The following is an 18,548-nucleotide window of genomic DNA, read 5'->3' as shown; positions in this document are numbered from 1 at the left end:
GCCTCCGGCCACAAGCAGACCGCGCTGCAGCGCCTGGCCACGGAGCAGCCCGGGGTGCGCTGGGTGCTGGTCGGGGACGACGGCGACGACGACCCGGACCTCTACGGGGACACGGCGCGGCGGTTCCCCGGTCAGGTGGCCGCCATCGCGCTGCGTCGGGTGGCCGGTCCGCTCCCGGCTGAGGGTCCCGGCCCGGGCGGGAAGGCCGGGGACGTCCCCGTCATCCGCGCAGCCAACGGCCAGGAGCTGGCCCCCCGGTTGCGGGAGGCGCTGACACTTCCCCGACCCGAGGGGCAGGGCCAGCGCGACTGGTTCCTGACCGCGCAGGAGCGGGGCAACGACACGACGGGGCTGCGAAGCTGGACCGAGGGCAACGACGTGCGTCCCCTTGTCCACGGCCGCACGTACTTTCCCGTCCTGGCCGCGGAACTCGCGGACACCGGCGCCGGCGACCTGGTCGCCTTCACCGCCTGGCGGGCGGACCCGGACGAGCTGCTCGCCGACGAGGGCCCCACGGTGGCGCAGACGCTGACCGCAGCCCTCACACGCGGCGTCCGGGTCGCGGGGCTGACCTGGCGGTCCCACCCCACCTGGATGGGCTTCTCCGCCGGACCGAACCGGAAATTCGCGACGCAGGTCAATGCCGCCGGCGGAGAGGTCCTGCTGGACCAGCGGGTGCGCGCGCTGGGCAGCCATCACCAGAAACTTGTCGTGATCAGGCGCCCGCGGCGGAGCGCGGCCGACGTCGCATTCGTGGGCGGCATCGACCTGGCGCACTCCCGCCGGGACGACGCGGCGCACCGGGGGGACGCTCAGCCCCGCCCGTTCGCCGCCGCCTACGGCGCCACCCCGCCCTGGCACGACGTCCAGCTCGAGCTGCACGGGCCCGCGGTCGCCGACGCCGAGGTCGTCTTCCGGGAACGGTGGAACGACCCGACGGCAGTGTCCCGGGCGCCCTGGCAGGTTTTCGGGGACGTGGTCCGCGGCGCCGACCGGACCGCCTCGCCACTGCCGGCGGCGCTCCCCGACCCGCCGCGTGCGGGCAGCTGCGCAGTGCAGCTGTCGCGGACCTATCCGCGTCGTTGGCCCGGCTACCCGTTCGCGCCGCACGGCGAGCGCAGCATCGCCCGGGGCTATGCCAAGGCGCTCAGCCGGGCGCAGCGGCTGGTCTACATCGAGGACCAGTACCTGTGGTCCACCGACGTCGCCCGGGTCTTCGCCACCGCCCTGCGGCGCTGCCCGCAGCTGCGCCTGATCGCCGTCGCGCCCCGCTTCCCCGACCAGGAGGGCACCGTCCACGTCCCCTCGGCGCTGCTCGGTCAGACCGCAGCGCTGGCGATGGTGCGCAAGGCGGGAGGCGACCGGGTGCAGGTCCTCGACCTGGAGATCGGGGACGGCACGCCGGTGTACGTGCACGCGAAGACCTGCATCGTCGACGACGTGTGGGCGGCGGTCGGTAGCGGCAACCTGAACCGGCGGTCCTGGACGCACGACTCGGAGCTGACCGCCGCCGTCCTGGACTCCGACCGGGACGCCCGCGATCCGGTCGATCCGGCCGGCCAGGGCGACGGTGCGCGTCGCTTCGCCCGCGACCTGCGGCTGCAACTGCTGCGTGAGCACCTCGACCGCGCCGACGGGGACGACGCGGACCTGGTCGACCCGGACGACGCCGCCGCCACCGTGCGCCGCAGCGCCGCGGCTCTGGACGGCTGGCACCGCGACGGCCGCACGGGGCCGCGCCCGCCCGGGCGCCTGAGGAACCACCGCGCGAAGACGCCACCGGCCTGGCAACGCTGGCTCACCGCCCCCGCCTACGCGACGCTGTTCGATCCCGACGGGCGCCCACCGGGCATGAAGCTCCGGCGCACGTTCTGATGTCCTTCGACGTCGTGCTCGCCATCGTGGCGGGAACCTTGGTGGTGCTCGGCCTGACCGCCAGCCTCGCCAAGCAGTACACCTTGTCCCCGTTCCTGCTGGCCGTGGTCGTCGGGGCCGTCCTTGGACCCCAGGTCCTCGACGTCGCGGACCCGACCTCGGGTGCGGTGGACCGCACCACGCTGCTGGAGCAGACCAGCCGGGTGGCGCTGGCCCTGTTGGTGACCTCCATCGGGTTCCGCCTGCAACGGCCGGACGTGCGTGCGAACGGGCGGCGGGTGCTGAGCCTGCTCAGCATCGGGATGCTGGTGATGTGGCTGGTCTCCTCGGCCGGGGCCTGGCTCCTGCTGGGGCTGTCCTGGCCGTTGGCGCTGCTGATGGGCGCCGTGCTCACCCCGACCGACCCGGCGGTGGCCTCGACGCTGGTGCAGGGCTCCTTCGCCGAGCGGATGCTCCCGCAGCGACTGCGGATGACCCTGGAGATGGAGTCCGGGGTCAACGACGGGTTGGCGCTGCCGTTCGTGCTGCTCGCCGGGTTTCTCGTCGCCGACTCGGGCATCGACTCCGTGGGTGACCTGCTGCTCGACATGGCCCGGGAGGTGGGGATCGCCCTGGTGCTGGGGCCGGTGGTCGGCGTCGCGGTCGGCCTGCTGACCCGGCTCGCCCGGGCGAGGGGTGCGGTGGAGGAGACGTTCGTGCCGGTGCTCGCGCCGGCCACCAGCCTGCTCGTGCTGGCGCTCGCGGGGCTGCTGGGCTCCAGCGGGGTGCTCGCCGCCTTCCTCGCCGGCGTCGGCATGTCCTGGACGGCGCGCGACCCGGACGTCCGCCGTGCGGTGGCGGTCGCCCAGGAGAACTTCACGAAGGTCGCGACGACGGTGGTGTTCCTCCTCTTCGGCGCGGTGCTGCCCTGGAGCGACTGGGCCACGCTCGGCGCCTCGGGGCTGGTGTTCGCCGCCTGGGTGCTCCTGCTGCGCCGGCCGCTCGCCGGCCTCGCCGCGCTGACACCCACCCGTACCGGACGGTGGTCGGTCGGGTTCCTGTCCTGGTTCGGTCCGCTGGGAGTCGGGAGCATCTACTACGCCACCTACGTCGATCGCTTCGACCTCGCGGAGGAGGGCCGGTTCTTCGCGGTGGTGAGCCTGGCGGTCGCGGTGTCGATGGTCGTGCACACCCTCACCGCCACGACCGGCATGCGGTGGTACGCCCGGAGCACCGGCTCGGAGGTCCCGGAAGGGCAGAGTTCGGACCTGCTCGGACCCCTCCCGTGACGGCAGCACTGCTAGCATTGCTGTCGTTCTCGTGCAGAGGAGGCTGACATGGCAACGCTGACGATCCGAAACCTCGACGAGGCAGTCCGACAGCGGCTTCGGGTGAAGGCAGCCCAGCACGGCCGCTCCATGGAGGCAGAGGTCCGCGAGATCCTCGCCGCCGCCGTAGCGGAGTCGGAATCGAAGCCCGAGCTCGAGCGAGGTCTGGGCAGCAGGATCCATGCGCTCTTCGCCGATGTCGGGGGTTGGGACGTCGATCTCCCGCCGCGTTCGGGGACCCACCGCCCGATCGACTTCGGCGAGTGATCGTCCTCGACACCAACGTTGTCTCGGAAATCGTGCACCCACGGGGGAGTCGTCGGGTCATCCAGTGGTTCGACGCCCAGGCGCTGCCCGACCTCCATCTCACCGCGGTCACAGTTGCTGAGCTCGGCTACGGTGTTGCCCGTCTGCCGGACGGGCGTCGTCGCAACGACCTCGCCAGGCGACTGCGGATCATGGTGGACGAGCTGTTTGTCGGGCGGGTTCTGCCGTTCGACCAGGCGGCGGCCGAGGGGTACGGCCCGCTGCTGGCCACCAGAGATCGTCTGGGCCGGCCGATCGGCCCAGCGGACGCGCAGATCGCAGCCATCGGCACTCGCCACGGTGCAGTTCTGGCGACCCGGAACATCAGGGACTTCGAGGGGCTCGGCCTGATCGTCGTTGATCCGTGGGAGGTATGAGCATGAGGTTTGCCGTTCTCGGCACCGGCCATTGGGCGCGGACGGTGCACGCCGCATCGCTGGCAGCGCATCCGGACGTGGAACTGGCCGGGGTGTGGGGCCGCGACCTGGCCAAGGCGAAGGCGGTCGGCGCGCAGTTCGACGTCGCCGGGTTCGACGACCTGGACGCGCTGCTCGCCGACGTCGACGCGGTGAGCATCGCGGTGCCCCCGGACGTGCAGGCATCGCTGGCCGAACGTGCCGCGGCCGCCGGGAAGCACCTGCTGCTGGAGAAGCCGGTGGCGTTGTCGACCGCGGCCGCCGACCGGGTCGTCGCCGCAGCTGACGCGGCCGGAATCGCGTCGGTGGTCTTCTTCACCGCCCGCTTCCGGACGGCGACCTCTACCTGGATCGAGCAGGCCGGCCGCCTGACCCTCGCCGGCGGGGCGCTGAGCTGGCTGGGCTCCAACTACGCGCCGGACAGCCCCTACAAGGACTCGGCCTGGCGGATCGAGCACGGCGCGCTGTGGGACATCGGCCCACACGCACTCTCGCTGCTGGTGCCCACGCTCGGGCCGGTGGAGACGGTCCAGGTCGGCGCCGGGCAGGGCGACACCGTGCACCTGGTCCTGACCCACGGCGGTGGCCGGGCGAGCACGGCGACCCTGTCGCTGACCGTGGCGCCGCTGGCCGCCGGCGTCGAGGTGTGGGTGCACGGCGACGCCGGCCGGCTGGTGCTCCTGCCGGACTTCGGGACCGCGGTCGAGGCGCACCAGATCGCCGTCGCCGAGCTGTCGGCCGCTGCCCTCACCGGCGGCGCACATCCCTGCGACGTCGCCTTCGGACGTGATGTCGTCCGGGTGCTCGGGGTGGCGCAGCGGGCGCTGAGGATCGGCTGCCGGGAGACCGTGGGCTCGTCCCGGTGACCTTTGGGCAGTGGTACCTGCGGCGCGGGCGGATCACCCGGCGCACCTGGTGGCTGCGCTACACGCTGCCGCTCGCGGCGTTCAGTGTGCTGGCGAGCCTGGCCGACCTGTCGTTCGGCTTCGACGACGTGGCCACCTACGGCGGCTCGGGGTCCGCGGCCGAAGTGGGCACCGGTGGGCCGTTCGCCGTGCTGGTGTCCCTGCTGACGCTGGTCCCGAAGATCTCCTCCACGGTGACCCGGCTGCACGACCGGAGCCACTCGGCGTGGTGGCTGGCCTGGGTGTTCCTGCCGGTCGCCGGCGTGCTCATGCTCCTGGTCCAGAACGGGTTCCTGCGCGGGGACGGCGGCCCCAACCGGTACGGGCCGCCCGCGCCGCCCGGCCATCCGGGGAGCCTGCCCTACCGCCTGTGACCTCCGATCCGGGCCGGTCAGCAGCCGAGGCGGTCGGCCAGCTCGGTCAGCGAGGACACCGACAGGTCCGCCTCCGGATCGGTGGCCGGTGGGTCGACGCGGCCACCGAACTCGGCGGGCCGATGCACGTAGGCGGTGCGCAGCCCCCGGGCGCGGGCGGCGGCCAGGTCCGACACGTGCGCGGCCACCATCAGCACCTCGCCGGGCTGCAGCGCGAGCAGCCGCGGTGCGGAGTCGTAGACCTCGGCGTCGGGCTTGTAGTGCTCGACGAGCTCGGCGCCCAGCACCACGTCCCAGGGCAGGCTGGCGCGCTTGGCCATGTCCACGATCAGCGCGACGTTGCCGTTGGACAGCGGGGCCAGCACGTGCCGCCGCCGCAGCCGGATCAGACCAGGGACGGCGTCCGGCCACGGGTCGAGCCGGTGCCAGGCCAGCACCAGCTCGGCCCGGGTGGCGCCGTCCACGTCCCCGGCGCCGAGCTCGGCCAGCAGCTCGTCCAGCGACGTCCGGTGTAGCGCGTCCAGCGGCGCCCAGGGCAGCTCGCCGCTGCGCACCCGGTCCATCGACGGCGCGTAGCGCTTGCGCCAGGCGTCGGCGAAGGCGTTCCCGTCGAACCGGTCGCCGAGCAGCCGCCGAGCCTCGCGGGCCACCCCGCTGCGCCAGTCGACCACCGTGCCGAACACGTCGAACACCAGCGCGCGCACGTCCATCCCGACCGCCTCCTGGTCGCTCGCACCGGCCCCGCGTCCACCCGTCGACGTCCCGGACCGCCGGCGCGTGACCGCGCCCCGACGGCATCCTGCACGCTCGGCACCCGCACCGTCGCGCTGGAGCGACAGGGCGGCAGGGCGGCATACTGCGGACCGTGGTCGATCATGTCCCCGATGAGCTGGCCGTTCAGATCACCGTCGCCTTGCGGGCTGCCGGGGCCCGGTTCGCCTTCGTGCACGGCAGCCGCGCACGAGGCACCCACCGGCCCGACTCCGACCTTGATGTCGCCGCCTGGTGGGCCGCCGACCCGCCGCCGTCGTTCGAGGTACACCTGCCGGCCGACGTCGACCTGATGGTGCTCAACGGCGCGCCGCTGGAGCTCGCCGGCCGGGTGTCGCTGGAGGGCGTGCTGCTCTTCGACGACGACCCGCCGGCCCGGGTCCGCTGGGTCGGCACCACCCGCAAGATCTACTTCGACGAGAAGCCCCGGTTGGACCGGGGTCACCATGAGTTCCTGGAGATGCTGCGCCGTGGTTGACCCGACCCGAGTCCGGCGGCTCCTGCAGTCACTCACCCGCTCGCTCGATGCCCTCGATCGTGAGTTGCGCTCCTCAGCCAAGCGGCGCAGTGACCCGCTGTGGCTGCCGAGTCGAGTTCGTCTTCGTCAACGCCCTCGAGGCGTGTGTCGACGTGGCGCACCACATCTGCTCGGCAGAGGGGTGGGGCCCCCCGGCACGAACGCGGAGACCATGCGTGTCCTGGGACGCCATGGCGTCTTGTCTTCCGAACTTGCTGAGACCATGGCCGCGGCAGTGGGTTACCGGAATGTCCTGGTGCACCAGTACGTCGACGTCGATCACTCCGTCACCATCGCCCGGCTCGCTGAGCACGATGCACTGCAGCACTTCGCGCGGTCGGTCGCGGACTTCCTTGCAGAGCAGTGAGTCACAGCTCCAGCGTCGAAATCATCTCCACGCGCAGCTGGTCGAGCTCGGCCGCACCGCGGCGGCGGGCCGCCGGCACCCCGGCGTCGTCGGACACCGGGACGACGACCTCCAGGTAGGCCTTGAGCTTGGGCTCGGTGCCGCTGGGCCGCACGATCACCCGGACGCCCTCGCCGAGCAGCCGCACCGCATCCACCGGCAGGTCGGCCTCGGCCAGGTCGGTGGCCTCGACGTCCCGGCCCAGCAATTGCGCCGGCGGCCGCGCCCGCAGCCGGGCCATGGCGCCGGAGATCAGCGACAGGTCCTCCACCCGGACCGAGAGCTGACCGGTGGCGAACAGCCCGTGCTCGCGCGCCAGCTCGTCGAGCCGGTCAGTCAGCGTGCGCCCGTCCACGGCCAGCTCGGCGGCGAGCAGCGCCACGGCGAGCGCTGCCGAGATGCCGTCCTTGTCGTGCGCCACGGACGGGGTCACCGCGTAGCCGAGCGCCTCCTCGTACCCGAACACCAGCGGCGCTGCGGGCGTCCCGGCCCGGATGATCCACTTGAACCCGGTCGGGGTCTCGGCGAACGGCACCCCGTGCGCCTCGGTCAGCCGGCCGAGCAGCGAGCCGCTGACCAGCGAGGCGGCGTACGTGCCGCGCACGCCGCGGCGCAGCAGCCAGTCCGCCAGCAGCACGCCGACCTCGTCGCCGGTCAGCTGCCGGCCGCCGCAGACCACCGAGCAGCGATCAGCGTCCGGGTCCTCGGCGATCGCCACGTCTGCGCCGGCCCGATCAGCCAGGGCGACCAGCAGGTCGACGGCGCCGGGCTCCTCCGGGTTCGGGAAGGCGACGGTCGGGAACTCCGGGTCCGGCCGCTCCTGCTCCGGCACCGAGTGCACCGGGGCGAAGCCAGCCGCCGCGAAGACCCGGGCCGTGGTCTGCGCGCCGACCCCGTGCATCGCGGTGTAGGCCACGACGAGGCGACGGCGGGCGGCGGCGTCCAGCCGGTCGGGCTGCAGCGCGGCGACCACGGCGGCCACGTAGTCGTCTTCGACGTCGTCGCCGAGGATCGTCCACTCCTCCCCGCGGGCAACGTCGCGGGCCGATCCGACGGCACCGATGGCGGCCTCGATCAGCCGGTCGGCCGGCGGCACCAGCTGGGCGCCGTCGGAGAGGTAGACCTTGTAGCCGTTGTCCCGCGGTGGGTTGTGGCTCGCGGTCACCATCACTCCGGCGACCGCACCCAGGTGCCGGACAGCGAAGGACAGCACCGGCGTCGGCAACGGCCGGGGCAGCACCGAGACCGCGAACCCGGCGCCGGTGAGCACCCCGGCCGTGACGCGGGCGAACTCGTCGGAGCGGTGCCGGGCGTCGAAGCCGACCGCAATGCCACGGCCGACGTGCCCCTCCTCGGCCAGGTACCGGGCCAGCCCGGCTGCGGCGCGGGTGACCACCGCGGCGTTCATCCCGGCCGGCCCGGCGCGCAGCGGCCCGCGCAGCCCCGCCGTCCCGAAGGTCAGCGGGCCGGCGAACCGGCGGGTCAGCTCGGCGGTGGCCGTGGGATCAGTGGACGAGGCGGCCACCAGCGCCTCGAGTTCGGCGCGGTCGCCGTCGTGCGGGTCATCGGCGGCCCAGGCCCGGGCGCACTCCAGCATGTCGGCGATCACGGCTCCGCGGGCCCGGCCTGCTGAGCCTCGATCGTCTCTGCATCGAACGCCGCGGTCGCGTACTCCCCGCCCACCCGGGTGTGCACCGGGTCGGTCGGGTCGGGCCGCCCGTGGACCTCCAGCAGCGCGGCGGCGTACACCTCAGCGTCGTCCACGGACTCGTAGCCCAGCGCCTGTGCGGCGATGAGGTCCCACCAGCGGCGGGTGTTGTCCGAGACGCCCCAGACGACGGCGAAGCCGGGAGAGGGGGCGCGCAGCGCGGCGTCCACGAGCCCGACGGTATCGGTCGGCGACAGCCAGGTGGCCAGCTGGCGGACCGTGGTCGGCTCCGGAAGGGCGCTGCCGATCCGCAGGCAGACGACGTCCAGGCCGTAGCGGTCGACGTAGAGCGAGCCCAGCGCCTCCATCGTCGCCTTCGAGACGCCGTAGTAGGTGTCCGGCCGGTGCGGGGCGTCGGCCTCGCGCAGCAGGCCCTGCCCCGGCCGCGGCGTGTAGCCGGTGGCGTGGTTGCTGCTGGCAAGCACGACGCGCTGGACGCCGGCCCGGCGGGCGGCCTCCAGGGCGGCGTAGGTGCCCTCGATGTTGCTGTGGCTGATCGCCGGCCAGGTCGATTCGGTGGCGATGCCGGCCAGGTGGACGACGGCCGAGGCGCCGGTGCTGGCGTCGACCATCGCCGACAGGTCGGTCACGTCGGCGACCACCTGCTCCTCGCCCGGTCGGGTGTCGGGGATCGGGACGACGTCCAGGCTGCGCACCGCCCAGCCGCGCTCGGGCAGGCCGCCGCGCAGCCAGGTGCCGATCAGCCCGGCGGCGCCGGTGATGAGGACCGGGCCGCTCACGGGAGCCGGGCGATCAGCGCGACCAGGAACTCACCGAGCCGGCCGGCGGCCGCCTTGCCGGCTTCGAGCACCTCCACGTGGTCCAGCGCCTCCCCCGTGATGCCGGCCGCGGCGTTGGTCACCATCGACAGCCCCAGCACCTCGACCCCGGCCGCGCGGGCGGCGATCGCCTCCAGCGCGGTGGACATGCCGACCAGGTCCGCACCCAGGGTGGTGAGCATCCGGATCTCGGCCGGGGTCTCGAAGTGCGGGCCGGGTAGCGCTGCGTAGACGCCCTCGACGAGGAACGGGTCGATCTCCTGCGCCAGCGCTCGCAGGCGGGCGGAGTACAGGTCGGTCAGGTCGACGAAGGTGGCGCCGACCAGTGGCGAGCGTGCGGTGAGGTTGAGGTGGTCGCTGATCAGCACCGCCTGGCCGACCCGGTGGTCGGGGGACAGGCCGCCGGCGGCGTTGGTCAGGACGACGGTGCGCACTCCGGCGGCGGCGGCCGTGCGGATGCCGTGCACGACCGGCTCGACGCCGCGGCCCTCGTAGAGGTGGGTGCGGCCGAGGAACAGCAGCACCTTGTGGCCGCCCACCTGGACCGAGCGGATCTCGCCGCCGTGGCCGGTGACCGTGGGGGCGGTGAAGCCGGGCAGCTCGCCGATCGGCACGCTGGCCAGCGTTCCGCCGAAGGCGTCGGCGGCCGGGGCCCAGCCCGAGCCCATCACCACCGCTACGTCGTGGTCGCTGCCGAGGGCGGCGGTCAGTTCCTCGGCGGCGCGGACGGCCAATGCGGCGGGGTCGTTGGAGAGGAGGGGGGCGGACTGGTTCACCCCGGGCACGCTAGCCGAGAGTCCGGCGGCGACCGAGGTATTGGAAGCTATACCGGTAGGCATGGGGCGCTCAGGTAGCGGTAGAGCTTCCAATACCTCAGGTGCCCGGGGACGGCGACCGGGGGCGGATGATCGTCACCGACTCTAGACTCGCGGGGTGCAGATCCCCTTCCACTCCTCGCTGCGCTCGAGCCTGGGGGTGGAGTGGGAGCTGCAGCTGGTCGACCCGGAGACGCGGGAGCTGACCGCCGGCGCCATCGAGATCCTCGCCGAGATCACCCCCGCCGGCCTCGACGAGCACCCCAAGGCCAAGCACGAGCTGCTCCAGTCGACCATCGAGATCATCACCGGCGTCTGCACCACGGTGGCCGAGGCGAAGGCGGACCTGGCCGGCACGCTGGCCGAGGTGGTGGTCGCCGCTGAGCGGCACGGCCTGGCGGTGATGTGCGCCGGCACCCACCCGATCACCGACTGGCAAACGCAGCAGATCTCGCCGGGGGAGCGCTACCTCCAGTTGGTGGAGAAGATGCAGTGGCTGGCCCGCCGGCTGCAGATCTTCGGGGTGCACGTGCACGTCGGCGTCCGCTCGCCGGACAAGGTCATCCCGATCGTCAACGCGCTGTCCCAGTACGTTCCGCACTTCCTCGCGCTCTCGGCGTCCTCGCCGTACTGGGTAGGGGCCGACACCGGACTGGCCTCGGCCCGATCCAAGGTCTTCGAGGGCATGCCGACCGCGGGGCTGCCCTACCAGCTGTCGGGCTGGGACCGGTTCGAGGAGTACATGGAGACGCTGATTTCCACGCACGCCATCGACAGCGTGCGCGAGGTCTGGTGGGACATCCGCCCGCACCCCGACTTCGGCACCGTCGAGCTGCGCATCTGCGACGGTCTGCCCACCCTCACCGAGATCGGCGCGGTCGCCGCGCTGTCGCAGTGCCTGGTCGAGCAGTTCGACCGCGAGCTGGACCGCGGCTACACCCTCCCCGTCCCGGCCAGCTGGGTGCTACGGGAGAACAAGTGGCGGGCGGCCCGCTACGGGTTGGACGCCGACATCGTGGTCGACGAGAAGGGCACGGTCCGCCCGGTCCGGCAGGCCATCGCCGACCTCGTCGAGGAACTCGCGCCGACCGCCACGCGGCTGGGCTGCGCCGAGGAGCTGGCCGACGTCCGGCGCATCCTGGCCGTCGGGGCCTCCTACCAGCGCCAGCGTGCGGTCGCGGCCGCACACGACGGGAACCTGCGCCCGGTGGTCGACAGCCTGCTGGCCGAGATGCGCGACGACCTGCCCGCCGCGCCCGCCCCGGCCGCCGCGGGGAGTGCGACCGCGTGACCACGAGCGAGGGGACCGCCATCGACACCGCCGTCCCCATCCCGGTCGAGACGCCGCTCACCCGGGCCGGCGCCGCGGTCGACGACTGGGCACACGCCCACAACGCCGACCTGGTCGCCGCCCGGCGGCACCTGCACGCGCACCCCGAGCTCGGCTTCGCCGAGCACGAGACGACCGCCTTCCTCGAGCAGCGGCTGACCGCGGCCGGGCTGCGGCCGCGGCGGCTGGCCGGCGGCACCGGGCTCAGCTGCGACGTCGGCACCGGCGCCGGTCCGATGGTCGTGCTCCGCGCCGACATCGACGCGCTCCCGCTGCCCGACCTCAAGGACGTCGCATACGCCTCGACCCGGCCGGGCCTGTGCCACGCCTGCGGCCACGACGTGCACACCACCGTGCTGCTCGGCGTCGCCCAGGCGCTCGCCACCCTGCGCCGGCTGCCCGGCACCGTGCGGTGCGTCTTCCAGCCCGCCGAGGAGCAGGTGCCCGGCGGAGCGCTGCAGGTCGTCCACGAGGGGCTGCTCGAGGGCGCCGCGCGGGCATTCGCCCTGCACTGCGATCCCTCTGTCCCGGTCGGCCGGGTGGGGCTGCGCACCGGCGCGATCACCGCCGCCTGCGACCGGATCGAGGTGACGCTCACCGGCCCCGGCGGGCACACGGCACGCCCCCAGCTGACCGTGGACCTGGTGCACGCGCTCGGCCGGGTGGTCACCGACGTGCCGGGCCTGCTGTCCCGGCTGGTCGACCCGCGCTCGGGGATGTCGCTGGTCTGGGGCGCGGTCAGCGCGGGGGTCGCGCCCAACACGATCCCGGAGACCGGGCAGCTGCGCGGCACCCTGCGGGTGCTGGACCGCGACGTGTGGGCCTCGGCGGAGGAGCTGGTGCGCACCCTGGTCACCCAGGTGGCCGGGGCCTCGGGTGCTGAGGTGTCCATCGAGTACGCGCGGGGTGTCCCGCCGGTGGTCAACGACCCCCGCAACGTGGCTTTGCTGCGCTCGGCCGCGCTGCAGACCGTGGGCACCGAGGGCGTCGTGCTCAGCCCGCAGAGCATGGGCGGGGAGGACTTCGGCTGGTTCGCCGAGGCGCTGCCGATCGCGCTGGCCCGGCTGGGCACGCACGGTGGCGGTGCCCCGCTCGACCTGCACCGCGGCACCTTCGACGTCGACGAGCGGTCGATCGGCGTCGGCGTCCGGCTGCTGGCCCGGACGGCGCTGCAGGCGCTCTCCGCCGACGCCGCTGCCGAGGCGCCCGTCGAGGCTGCGGTACCCGCCAACATCCCGGCGGCCTGAGGCCTGTTACACCTGTCTCCACGAGCGTCCGCCCACGAGAGCCGGTGACCCGACGATGAGTCCGACCGACCAGCAGGCCGCGGCACATCCCGATCAGGAGGTGCCCGCCGAGCCCGAGTCGCCCGACGAACTCGCGCTGGCCGGTGAGTTCGCCGAGGCCACCCGCGAGCAGTGGCGCGACCTGGTCGCCGGGGTGCTGCGCAAGGCCGGTCGCGAGGAGCTGCCCGACCCGGTTGAGGACGCGCTGCGGGTGCCGGTGGCGACCGGGGTGAGCGTGGCGCCGCTGTACACCGCCCAGGACGCCGGCGACCTGCCCTCCGCCGTCGGGGTGCCCGGGCTGCCGCCGTTCGTGCGCGGCGCGCGGGCCGGTGCGGCGGGCGTGACCGCGGCGGGCGGTGCGGACGCCGACGTGCCCGGCAGCTGGGACGTCCGTCAGCGGCACGCCGACCCCGACGTCGCCGCCACCCGGGACGCCGCGCTGGCCGACCTGGAGAACGGCGTCTCCTCGCTGTGGCTGGTCCTGGGCGAGGGTGCGGTGCCGGTCGACGCGCTGGCCGACGTGCTCGCCGCCGTCCACCTCGACCTGGCGCCGGTGACCGTGCAGGGCGGCCCGGCGGCCGCCGAGGCGTTCCTGACCCTGGTCGAGGGCCGCACCGACCTGGCGGCGGGCGGCTCGCTGGGCCTGGATCCGCTGGGCGTGCAGGCGACCTCGGGCCAGGAGCAGTCGCTGGCTGACCTGCCCGCGCTGGCCCGCCGTGCGATGGCCCACCCCGGGCTGCGCACGATCGTCGTCGACGGCACGGTCTTCGCCGACGCCGGCGCCTCGGCGGTGGAGGAGCTCGGCTGCGCGCTGGCCGCGGGCGTCACCTACCTGCGCGCGCTGACCGACTCCGCGGACAGGGGTGATGGCCTCAGCGTCGACGAGGCGTTCGGCCAGCTCGAGTTCCGCTTCTCCGCGAGCGCCGACCAGTTCACGACCATCGCCGCGCTGCGGGCGGCCCGCCGGCTGTGGGACCGGGTCGGCGAGGCCAGCGGCGCGGCCCCCGAGGTGCGGGCGCAGCGCCAGCACGCGGTCACCTCCTCGGTGATGACCACCCGACACGACCCCTGGGTCAACATGCTGCGCACCACGGTGGCCTGCTTCGCCGCGGGGGTGGGCGGCGCCGACGTGGTCACCGTCCAGCCCTTCGACGCGGCACTCGGCCTGCCCGACGCCTTCGCCCGGCGGATCGCCCGCAACACCCAGAGCCTCCTGGTCGAGGAGGGGCACCTCGCCAGGGTGCTCGACCCGGCCGGCGGCTCCTGGTACGTCGAGTCGCTGACCGAGGACCTCGCCCAGGCCGCGTGGGCCTGGTTCACCGAGATGGAGCGGGCCGGCGGGCTGCCGGCGGCGCTGTCCTCCGGTCTGGTGGCCGAGCGGATCTCCGCAGCGTGGGCCACCCGCAGCGAGCGGCTGGCGCACCGCGCCGACGCGCTGACCGGCATCAGCGAGTTCCCCAACCCGACCGAGGTGCTCCCCGTCCGCCGTCCGGCAGCCGACGTGCTGCCGCCCGGGTCGGGCGGGCTGCCCCGGGTGCGGGCGGCCGCGGAGTTCGAGGAGCTGCGCGGCCGGGCCGAGGCCGCGCAGCCACGCCCAGCGGTGTACCTGGCCACGCTCGGTTCGGTGGCCCGGAACACGGCCCGGGCCACCTTCGCCGCCAACCTGTTCCAGGCCGGCGGCCTGCTGACCCCGTCCGGCGAGGACGCGGGCGGCTTCGCGGCGGCGTCGACGACGGTGGCCTGCGTGTGCGGCACCGACAAGGACTACGCGGAGTCGGCGGCCGGCCTGGTCGCCCAGCTTCGGACGGCCGGTGCCACCTCGGTGTGGCTGGCCGGGTCGCCGAAGCTGGGGGTGGACGGCGTCGACGGGTACGTGTACGCCGGATGTGACGCACTGGCCGCGCTGCGGACGGTGCACGAGCAGCTTGAGGTCGACCAGGGCCAAAATGGCCATTTTGGCCCCTCGGGGCAGGAGGCGCGGGCATGAGCACGATCCCCGATTTCGGCGACCTCGAGCTGGGCCGCCCGTCCGCGAGCGCCTCCGTCGAGAACTGGGCGAAGGCCTACGAGGAGACCACCGGCCGCGGCGTGGGGGAGGCGACCTGGCAGACCCCCGAGGGGATCGCCGTCCCGCCGCTGTTCACCCCGGCCGACCTGGCCGACGTCGACTTCCTCGGCACGTTCCCGGGCATCGCGCCCTACCTGCGCGGGCCCTACCCGACGATGTACACGACCCAGCCGTGGACGGTGCGCCAGTACGCCGGGTTCTCCACCGCGACGGAGTCCAACGCGTTCTACCGGCGCAACCTCGCCGCCGGGCAGAAGGGCCTGTCGGTCGCCTTCGACCTGCCCACCCACCGTGGCTACGACTCCGACCACCCCCGCGTGGTCGGTGACGTCGGGATGGCCGGAGTGGCGATCGACTCGATCCTGGACATGCGGCAGCTCTTCGATGGCATCCCGCTGGACCGGATGAGCGTCTCGATGACCATGAACGGCGCCGTCCTGCCGGTGCTGGCGCTCTACGTCGTCGCTGCCGAGGAACAGGGGGTTAGCCCTGCCCAGCTGACCGGGACCATCCAGAACGACATCCTCAAGGAGTTCATGGTCCGCAACACCTACATCTACCCACCCAAGCCCTCGATGCAGATCATCAGCGACATCTTCGCGTTCACCTCCACCGAGATGCCCCGCTTCAACTCGATCTCCATCTCCGGGTACCACATCCAGGAGGCCGGGGCGACGGCCGACCTTGAGCTGGCCTACACGCTGGCCGACGGGGTGGAGTACCTGCAGGCGGGCAAGGCCGCGGGCCTGGACGTCGACGTGTTCGCGCCGCGGCTGAGCTTCTTCTGGGCGATCGGCATGAACTTCTTCATGGAGGTCGCGAAGCTGCGGGCCGGCCGGCTGCTGTGGGCGAAGCTGGTCAAGGAGGCGGGCGCGCAGAAGGACAAGTCGATGTCACTGCGCACCCATTCGCAGACCTCGGGCTGGTCGCTGACCGCGCAGGACGTCTACAACAACGTCGTCCGCACCTGCCTGGAGGCGATGGCCGCGACCCAGGGCCACACCCAGTCGCTGCACACCAACGCGCTCGACGAAGCGCTGGCGCTGCCCACCGACTTCTCCGCCCGGATCGCCCGCAACACCCAGCTACTGCTGCAGCAGGAGTCCGGGACGACGCGGGTCATCGACCCGTGGGGTGGTTCGGCCTACGTGGAGCGGCTCACCTACGACCTGGCCCGCCGGGCGTGGGCGCACATCCAGGAGGTCGCCGCGCACGGCGGCATGGCCCAGGCGATCGACGACGGCATCCCGAAGATGCGCATCGAGGAGGCCGCGGCGCGCACCCAGGCGCGGATCGACTCCGGCCGCCAGCCGGTGATCGGCGTCAACAAGTACCGGGTGGCCTCGGACGAGGCCGTCGAGGTGCTCAAGGTCGACAACGCCGACGTGCTGGCCCAGCAGAAGGCCAAGCTGACCGAGCTGCGGGCCTCCCGGGACGCCGGGACGGTGCAGGAGGCGCTCTCCCGGCTGACCGACGCCGCCCGGGCCGCGGCCGAAGGACGGCGGGGGAGCGGCCTGGAGTCCAACCTGCTGAAGCTGGCCGTGGACGCAGCCCGCGCCAAGGCGACCGTCGGGGAGATCTCCGACGCGCTGGAGGCAGTCTACGGGCGGCACTCCGGCCAGGTGCGCACCATCTCCGGGGTGTACCGCGACGAGGCAGGGGACGCCGGACCCGTGGAGGAGACCCGGCGGATGGCCGCCGACTTCGCCGACGCCGAGGGCCGCCGGCCGCGGATCCTGGTGGCCAAGATGGGCCAGGACGGGCACGACCGCGGCCAGAAGGTGATCGCCACGGCCTTCGCCGACCTGGGCTTCGACGTCGACGTCGGCCCGCTGTTCCAGACGCCGGAGGAGGTCGCCCGGCAGGCGGTGGAGGCCGACGTGCACGTGGTCGGGGTCTCCTCGCTGGCCGCCGGACACCTGACCCTGGTGCCCGCACTGCGCGACGCGCTCGCCGAGCTGGGCGCCGATGACGTGTTGATCGTGGTCGGCGGGGTCATCCCGCCCGGTGACTTCGAGGAGCTGCGGGCCGCGGGTGCGGCAGCGATCTTCCCGCCCGGGACGGTGATCGCCGAGGCGGCGCAGGACCTGCTGCGCACGCTGGCGCAGCGTCTCGGGCACTGATGGCCGGTGGCCGGCCGGTCGACGTCCCGGCTCTCGCCGAGGGCGTGCTCGCGGGCAACCGGCGGGCTCTGGCGCGGTCGATCACGCTGGTCGAGTCCCGCCGGGCCGACCACCGGGACGCCGCGCAGCAGCTGCTGATCGAGCTGCTGCCGTATGCCGGGGGAGCGCGGCGGGTCGGGATCAGCGGGGTGCCCGGGGTGGGCAAGTCGACGTTCATCGACGCGCTCGGGGTCTCGCTGACCGCGGTCGGCTCGCGGGTTGCGGTGCTGGCCGTCGACCCGTCGTCGTCGCGTTCGGGCGGGTCGATCCTGGGCGACAAGACCCGGATGGCCCGGCTGGCCGTCGACGACGCCGCCTTCATCCGGCCCGCCCCGACCGCCGGCACGCTGGGTGGAGTGGCCCAGGCGACCCGAGAGTCGATGGTGGTGGTCGAGGCGGCCGGCTACGACGTCGTCCTGGTGGAGACCGTCGGGGTGGGGCAGAGCGAGGTCACTGTCGCGGAGATGGTCGACTCGTTCCTGTTCCTGACCCTGGCGCGGACCGGTGACCAGCTGCAGGGCATCAAGCGCGGGATCCTGGAGATCGCCGACGTGATCGCGGTGAACAAGGCCGACGGTCCAGGGGAGATCGACGCCCGCCGGGCCGCCCGCGAGCTTGCCGGCGCCATCCGGATGCTGCGCGGACACGGCGACGACGGCTGGGAGGTCCCGGTGCTGACCTGCGCCGGACTGACCGGGGCCGGGCTGCCCGAGGTGTGGGCGCAGGTCGTGGCGCACGGCGACCGGATGCGCGCCTCGGGCGCCTTCGACGAGCGCCGCCGGGCCCAGCAGGTGCGCTGGACGTGGGGGATGGTCCGCGACGGGCTGGAGCACCGGCTGCGCGCGCACCCCGCCGTCCGGGCGCTGGCCCCGGAACTGGAGAAGGCGGTGCTGGCGGGCGAGCTGACCCCGGCGCTGGCCGCCGGCCAGCTGCTGGAGACGTTCCTGACCGACCCGGCCCCCGGCTGAACGACCCCACTCCCCGGCGATCATGGACCTGGCGGGGCGACCCGCCGAGTCACAGCGGCGTGTCGGCACGGCAGCTCCATGATCATCGCGCTCGTCCACAGCGGGGACGTCTGTCCACAGATCGGAGCACGGGCCCCCCGGCGGCAGTCCCGGGCTCCCCTGTGCACGGGTGGACTTCAGCCTGTACCGCACCATCGCCCAGCAGGGCGGGGTGTTCACAACTGCCCAGGCGCGAGAGCGCTACACCGAGTGGGAGATCTGCCAGCTGGTCCACTCCGACCGCTGGCGGCGCACGCCGTGGCGCGGGGTCCTCGTGGACGCCGAGCTCCCCGACCGGATCGGTGTGACCGTGCGTGCGGCGGCCCTGGTGATCGGGGTGACCTGGTCGCCTGCCATTCCACGGCCGCAGCACTGCACGAGTTCGACATCGTCCCGACCGACACGGTGCACTTCCTTGGGCCGCCGTCGGTGGCCCACCGGAGTCGGCCCGGCATCCAGGTGCACCCGTCGTCCCTCGGCACGGACGACGCCGTCCTGGTCGACGGCGTGTGGTGC

17 protein-coding genes and 1 pseudogene are annotated in these 18,548 nt (G+C 73.7%); 14 read left to right on the top strand and 4 right to left on the bottom strand.

The annotated features are described in order from the left end of the window. Positions 1 to 15 precede the first annotated feature (15 nt). The 7 genes and pseudogenes from BLW04_RS29100 to BLW04_RS01030 form a co-directional block, all read left to right on the top strand. Positions 16 to 147, top strand: a pseudogene (locus BLW04_RS29100) (phosphatase domain-containing protein); the annotation flags it as partial. A gap of 447 nt (positions 148 to 594) precedes the next feature. Then, positions 595 to 1,875 carry a phospholipase D family protein gene (locus BLW04_RS27950; RefSeq protein WP_305777649.1) on the top strand — a complete coding sequence of 427 codons (1,281 nt, stop codon included), beginning with the start codon at positions 595 to 597 and terminating at the stop codon, positions 1,873 to 1,875. Then, on the top strand, positions 1,875 to 3,143 hold the full coding sequence (locus tag BLW04_RS01050) for a cation:proton antiporter (protein ID WP_091536222.1): 1,269 nt from the start codon (positions 1,875 to 1,877) through the stop codon (positions 3,141 to 3,143). The genes BLW04_RS27950 and BLW04_RS01050 overlap by 1 nt, the downstream gene beginning before the upstream one ends. Positions 3,144 to 3,191: 48 nt before the next feature. Continuing rightward, a complete protein-coding gene (locus tag BLW04_RS01045) occupies positions 3,192 to 3,449 on the top strand; it encodes a FitA-like ribbon-helix-helix domain-containing protein (RefSeq protein WP_091536220.1) in 258 nt (85 codons plus the stop codon). Then, positions 3,446 to 3,865 (top strand): type II toxin-antitoxin system VapC family toxin, encoded by a 420-nt coding sequence (locus BLW04_RS01040; RefSeq protein ID WP_091536217.1) that lies wholly within the window; start codon positions 3,446 to 3,448, stop codon positions 3,863 to 3,865. The genes BLW04_RS01045 and BLW04_RS01040 overlap by 4 nt, the downstream gene beginning before the upstream one ends. Before the next feature lie 2 nt (positions 3,866 to 3,867). Beyond that, entirely contained in the window at positions 3,868 to 4,770 is a 903-nt protein-coding gene (locus BLW04_RS01035) for a Gfo/Idh/MocA family protein (protein WP_091536215.1), read from the top strand. After that, on the top strand, positions 4,767 to 5,183 hold the full coding sequence (locus BLW04_RS01030; RefSeq protein WP_175483845.1) for a DUF805 domain-containing protein: 417 nt from the start codon (positions 4,767 to 4,769) through the stop codon (positions 5,181 to 5,183). Before BLW04_RS01035 ends, BLW04_RS01030 begins: the two co-directional genes overlap by 4 nt. A gap of 17 nt (positions 5,184 to 5,200) precedes the next feature. On the opposite strand, the gene BLW04_RS01025 is transcribed toward BLW04_RS01030, so the two are convergent. Continuing rightward, positions 5,201 to 5,893, bottom strand: coding sequence for a haloacid dehalogenase type II (locus BLW04_RS01025; protein ID WP_091536210.1), 693 nt, complete (start codon positions 5,891 to 5,893; stop codon positions 5,201 to 5,203). A gap of 155 nt (positions 5,894 to 6,048) precedes the next feature. Between BLW04_RS01025 and BLW04_RS01020 the strand changes: the two genes are divergently transcribed. Together BLW04_RS01020 and BLW04_RS29095 are read left to right on the top strand one after the other, a co-directional pair. Continuing rightward, positions 6,049 to 6,432 carry a nucleotidyltransferase domain-containing protein gene (locus BLW04_RS01020; protein WP_091536207.1) on the top strand — a complete coding sequence of 128 codons (384 nt, stop codon included), beginning with the start codon at positions 6,049 to 6,051 and terminating at the stop codon, positions 6,430 to 6,432. After that, positions 6,401 to 6,838: a type VII toxin-antitoxin system HepT family RNase toxin gene (locus tag BLW04_RS29095; protein WP_091536205.1), complete on the top strand. Its 438-nt coding sequence runs from the start codon at positions 6,401 to 6,403 to the stop codon at positions 6,836 to 6,838. Before BLW04_RS01020 ends, BLW04_RS29095 begins: the two co-directional genes overlap by 32 nt. 1 nt (position 6,839) lies before the next feature. On the opposite strand, the gene BLW04_RS01010 is transcribed toward BLW04_RS29095, so the two are convergent. Genes BLW04_RS01010 through BLW04_RS01000 form a run of 3 tightly spaced genes read right to left on the bottom strand, consistent with a single transcriptional unit; the run spans position 6,840 to position 10,140 of the window. Beyond that, on the bottom strand, positions 6,840 to 8,486 hold the full coding sequence (locus BLW04_RS01010) for a phospho-sugar mutase (RefSeq protein WP_254780927.1): 1,647 nt from the start codon (positions 8,484 to 8,486) through the stop codon (positions 6,840 to 6,842). Further along, positions 8,483 to 9,325 carry an NAD-dependent epimerase/dehydratase family protein gene (locus tag BLW04_RS01005; protein WP_091536203.1) on the bottom strand — a complete coding sequence of 281 codons (843 nt, stop codon included), beginning with the start codon at positions 9,323 to 9,325 and terminating at the stop codon, positions 8,483 to 8,485. Before BLW04_RS01005 ends, BLW04_RS01010 begins: the two co-directional genes overlap by 4 nt. Beyond that, complete coding sequence (locus tag BLW04_RS01000; RefSeq protein ID WP_254780926.1) at positions 9,322 to 10,140, bottom strand: purine-nucleoside phosphorylase; 819 nt, start codon at positions 10,138 to 10,140, stop codon at positions 9,322 to 9,324. Before BLW04_RS01000 ends, BLW04_RS01005 begins: the two co-directional genes overlap by 4 nt. A 157-nt stretch (positions 10,141 to 10,297) precedes the next feature. Between BLW04_RS01000 and BLW04_RS00995 the strand changes: the two genes are divergently transcribed. Genes BLW04_RS00995 through meaB form a run of 5 tightly spaced genes read left to right on the top strand, consistent with a single transcriptional unit; the run spans position 10,298 to position 17,993 of the window. Next, on the top strand, positions 10,298 to 11,470 hold the full coding sequence (locus BLW04_RS00995; RefSeq protein WP_091536199.1) for a glutamate--cysteine ligase: 1,173 nt from the start codon (positions 10,298 to 10,300) through the stop codon (positions 11,468 to 11,470). Next, entirely contained in the window at positions 11,467 to 12,756 is a 1,290-nt protein-coding gene (locus BLW04_RS00990) for an amidohydrolase (RefSeq protein ID WP_254780925.1), read from the top strand. Before BLW04_RS00995 ends, BLW04_RS00990 begins: the two co-directional genes overlap by 4 nt. 55 nt (positions 12,757 to 12,811) lie before the next feature. Beyond that, positions 12,812 to 14,782 (top strand): methylmalonyl-CoA mutase subunit beta, encoded by a 1,971-nt coding sequence (locus BLW04_RS00985; RefSeq protein ID WP_091536197.1) that lies wholly within the window; start codon positions 12,812 to 12,814, stop codon positions 14,780 to 14,782. Then, complete coding sequence (gene scpA, locus BLW04_RS00980) at positions 14,779 to 16,986, top strand: methylmalonyl-CoA mutase (protein ID WP_091536195.1); 2,208 nt, start codon at positions 14,779 to 14,781, stop codon at positions 16,984 to 16,986. The genes BLW04_RS00985 and scpA overlap by 4 nt, the downstream gene beginning before the upstream one ends. Further along, a complete protein-coding gene (gene meaB / locus BLW04_RS00975) occupies positions 16,986 to 17,993 on the top strand; it encodes a methylmalonyl Co-A mutase-associated GTPase MeaB (RefSeq protein ID WP_091536193.1) in 1,008 nt (335 codons plus the stop codon). Before scpA ends, meaB begins: the two co-directional genes overlap by 1 nt. Positions 17,994 to 18,548 lie beyond the last annotated feature (555 nt).

It is taken from the genome of Modestobacter sp. DSM 44400, assembly GCF_900107175.1.
GTDB lineage: Bacteria > Actinomycetota > Actinomycetes > Mycobacteriales > Geodermatophilaceae > Modestobacter.
Note: the sequence above shows the minus strand (reverse complement) of the source record. Positions and strands in the feature narration are given on the sequence as shown.

Excerpts from the sequence above, each read along its gene's own strand:
- BLW04_RS27950 (WP_305777649.1), top strand. The coding sequence starts at position 595 with ATGGGCTTCTCCGCCGGACCGAACCGGAAATTCGCGACGCAGGTCAAT.
- BLW04_RS01050 (WP_091536222.1), top strand. The coding sequence starts at position 1,875 with ATGTCCTTCGACGTCGTGCTCGCCATCGTGGCGGGAACCTTGGTGGTG.
- BLW04_RS01045 (WP_091536220.1), top strand. The coding sequence starts at position 3,192 with ATGGCAACGCTGACGATCCGAAACCTCGACGAGGCAGTCCGACAGCGG.
- BLW04_RS01035 (WP_091536215.1), top strand. The coding sequence starts at position 3,868 with ATGAGGTTTGCCGTTCTCGGCACCGGCCATTGGGCGCGGACGGTGCAC.
- BLW04_RS01025 (WP_091536210.1), bottom strand. The coding sequence starts at position 5,893 with ATGGACGTGCGCGCGCTGGTGTTCGACGTGTTCGGCACGGTGGTCGAC.
- BLW04_RS29095 (WP_091536205.1), top strand. The coding sequence starts at position 6,401 with ATGAGTTCCTGGAGATGCTGCGCCGTGGTTGACCCGACCCGAGTCCGG.
- BLW04_RS00985 (WP_091536197.1), top strand. The coding sequence starts at position 12,812 with ATGAGTCCGACCGACCAGCAGGCCGCGGCACATCCCGATCAGGAGGTG.
- scpA (WP_091536195.1), top strand. The coding sequence starts at position 14,779 with ATGAGCACGATCCCCGATTTCGGCGACCTCGAGCTGGGCCGCCCGTCC.
- meaB (WP_091536193.1), top strand. The coding sequence starts at position 16,986 with ATGGCCGGTGGCCGGCCGGTCGACGTCCCGGCTCTCGCCGAGGGCGTG.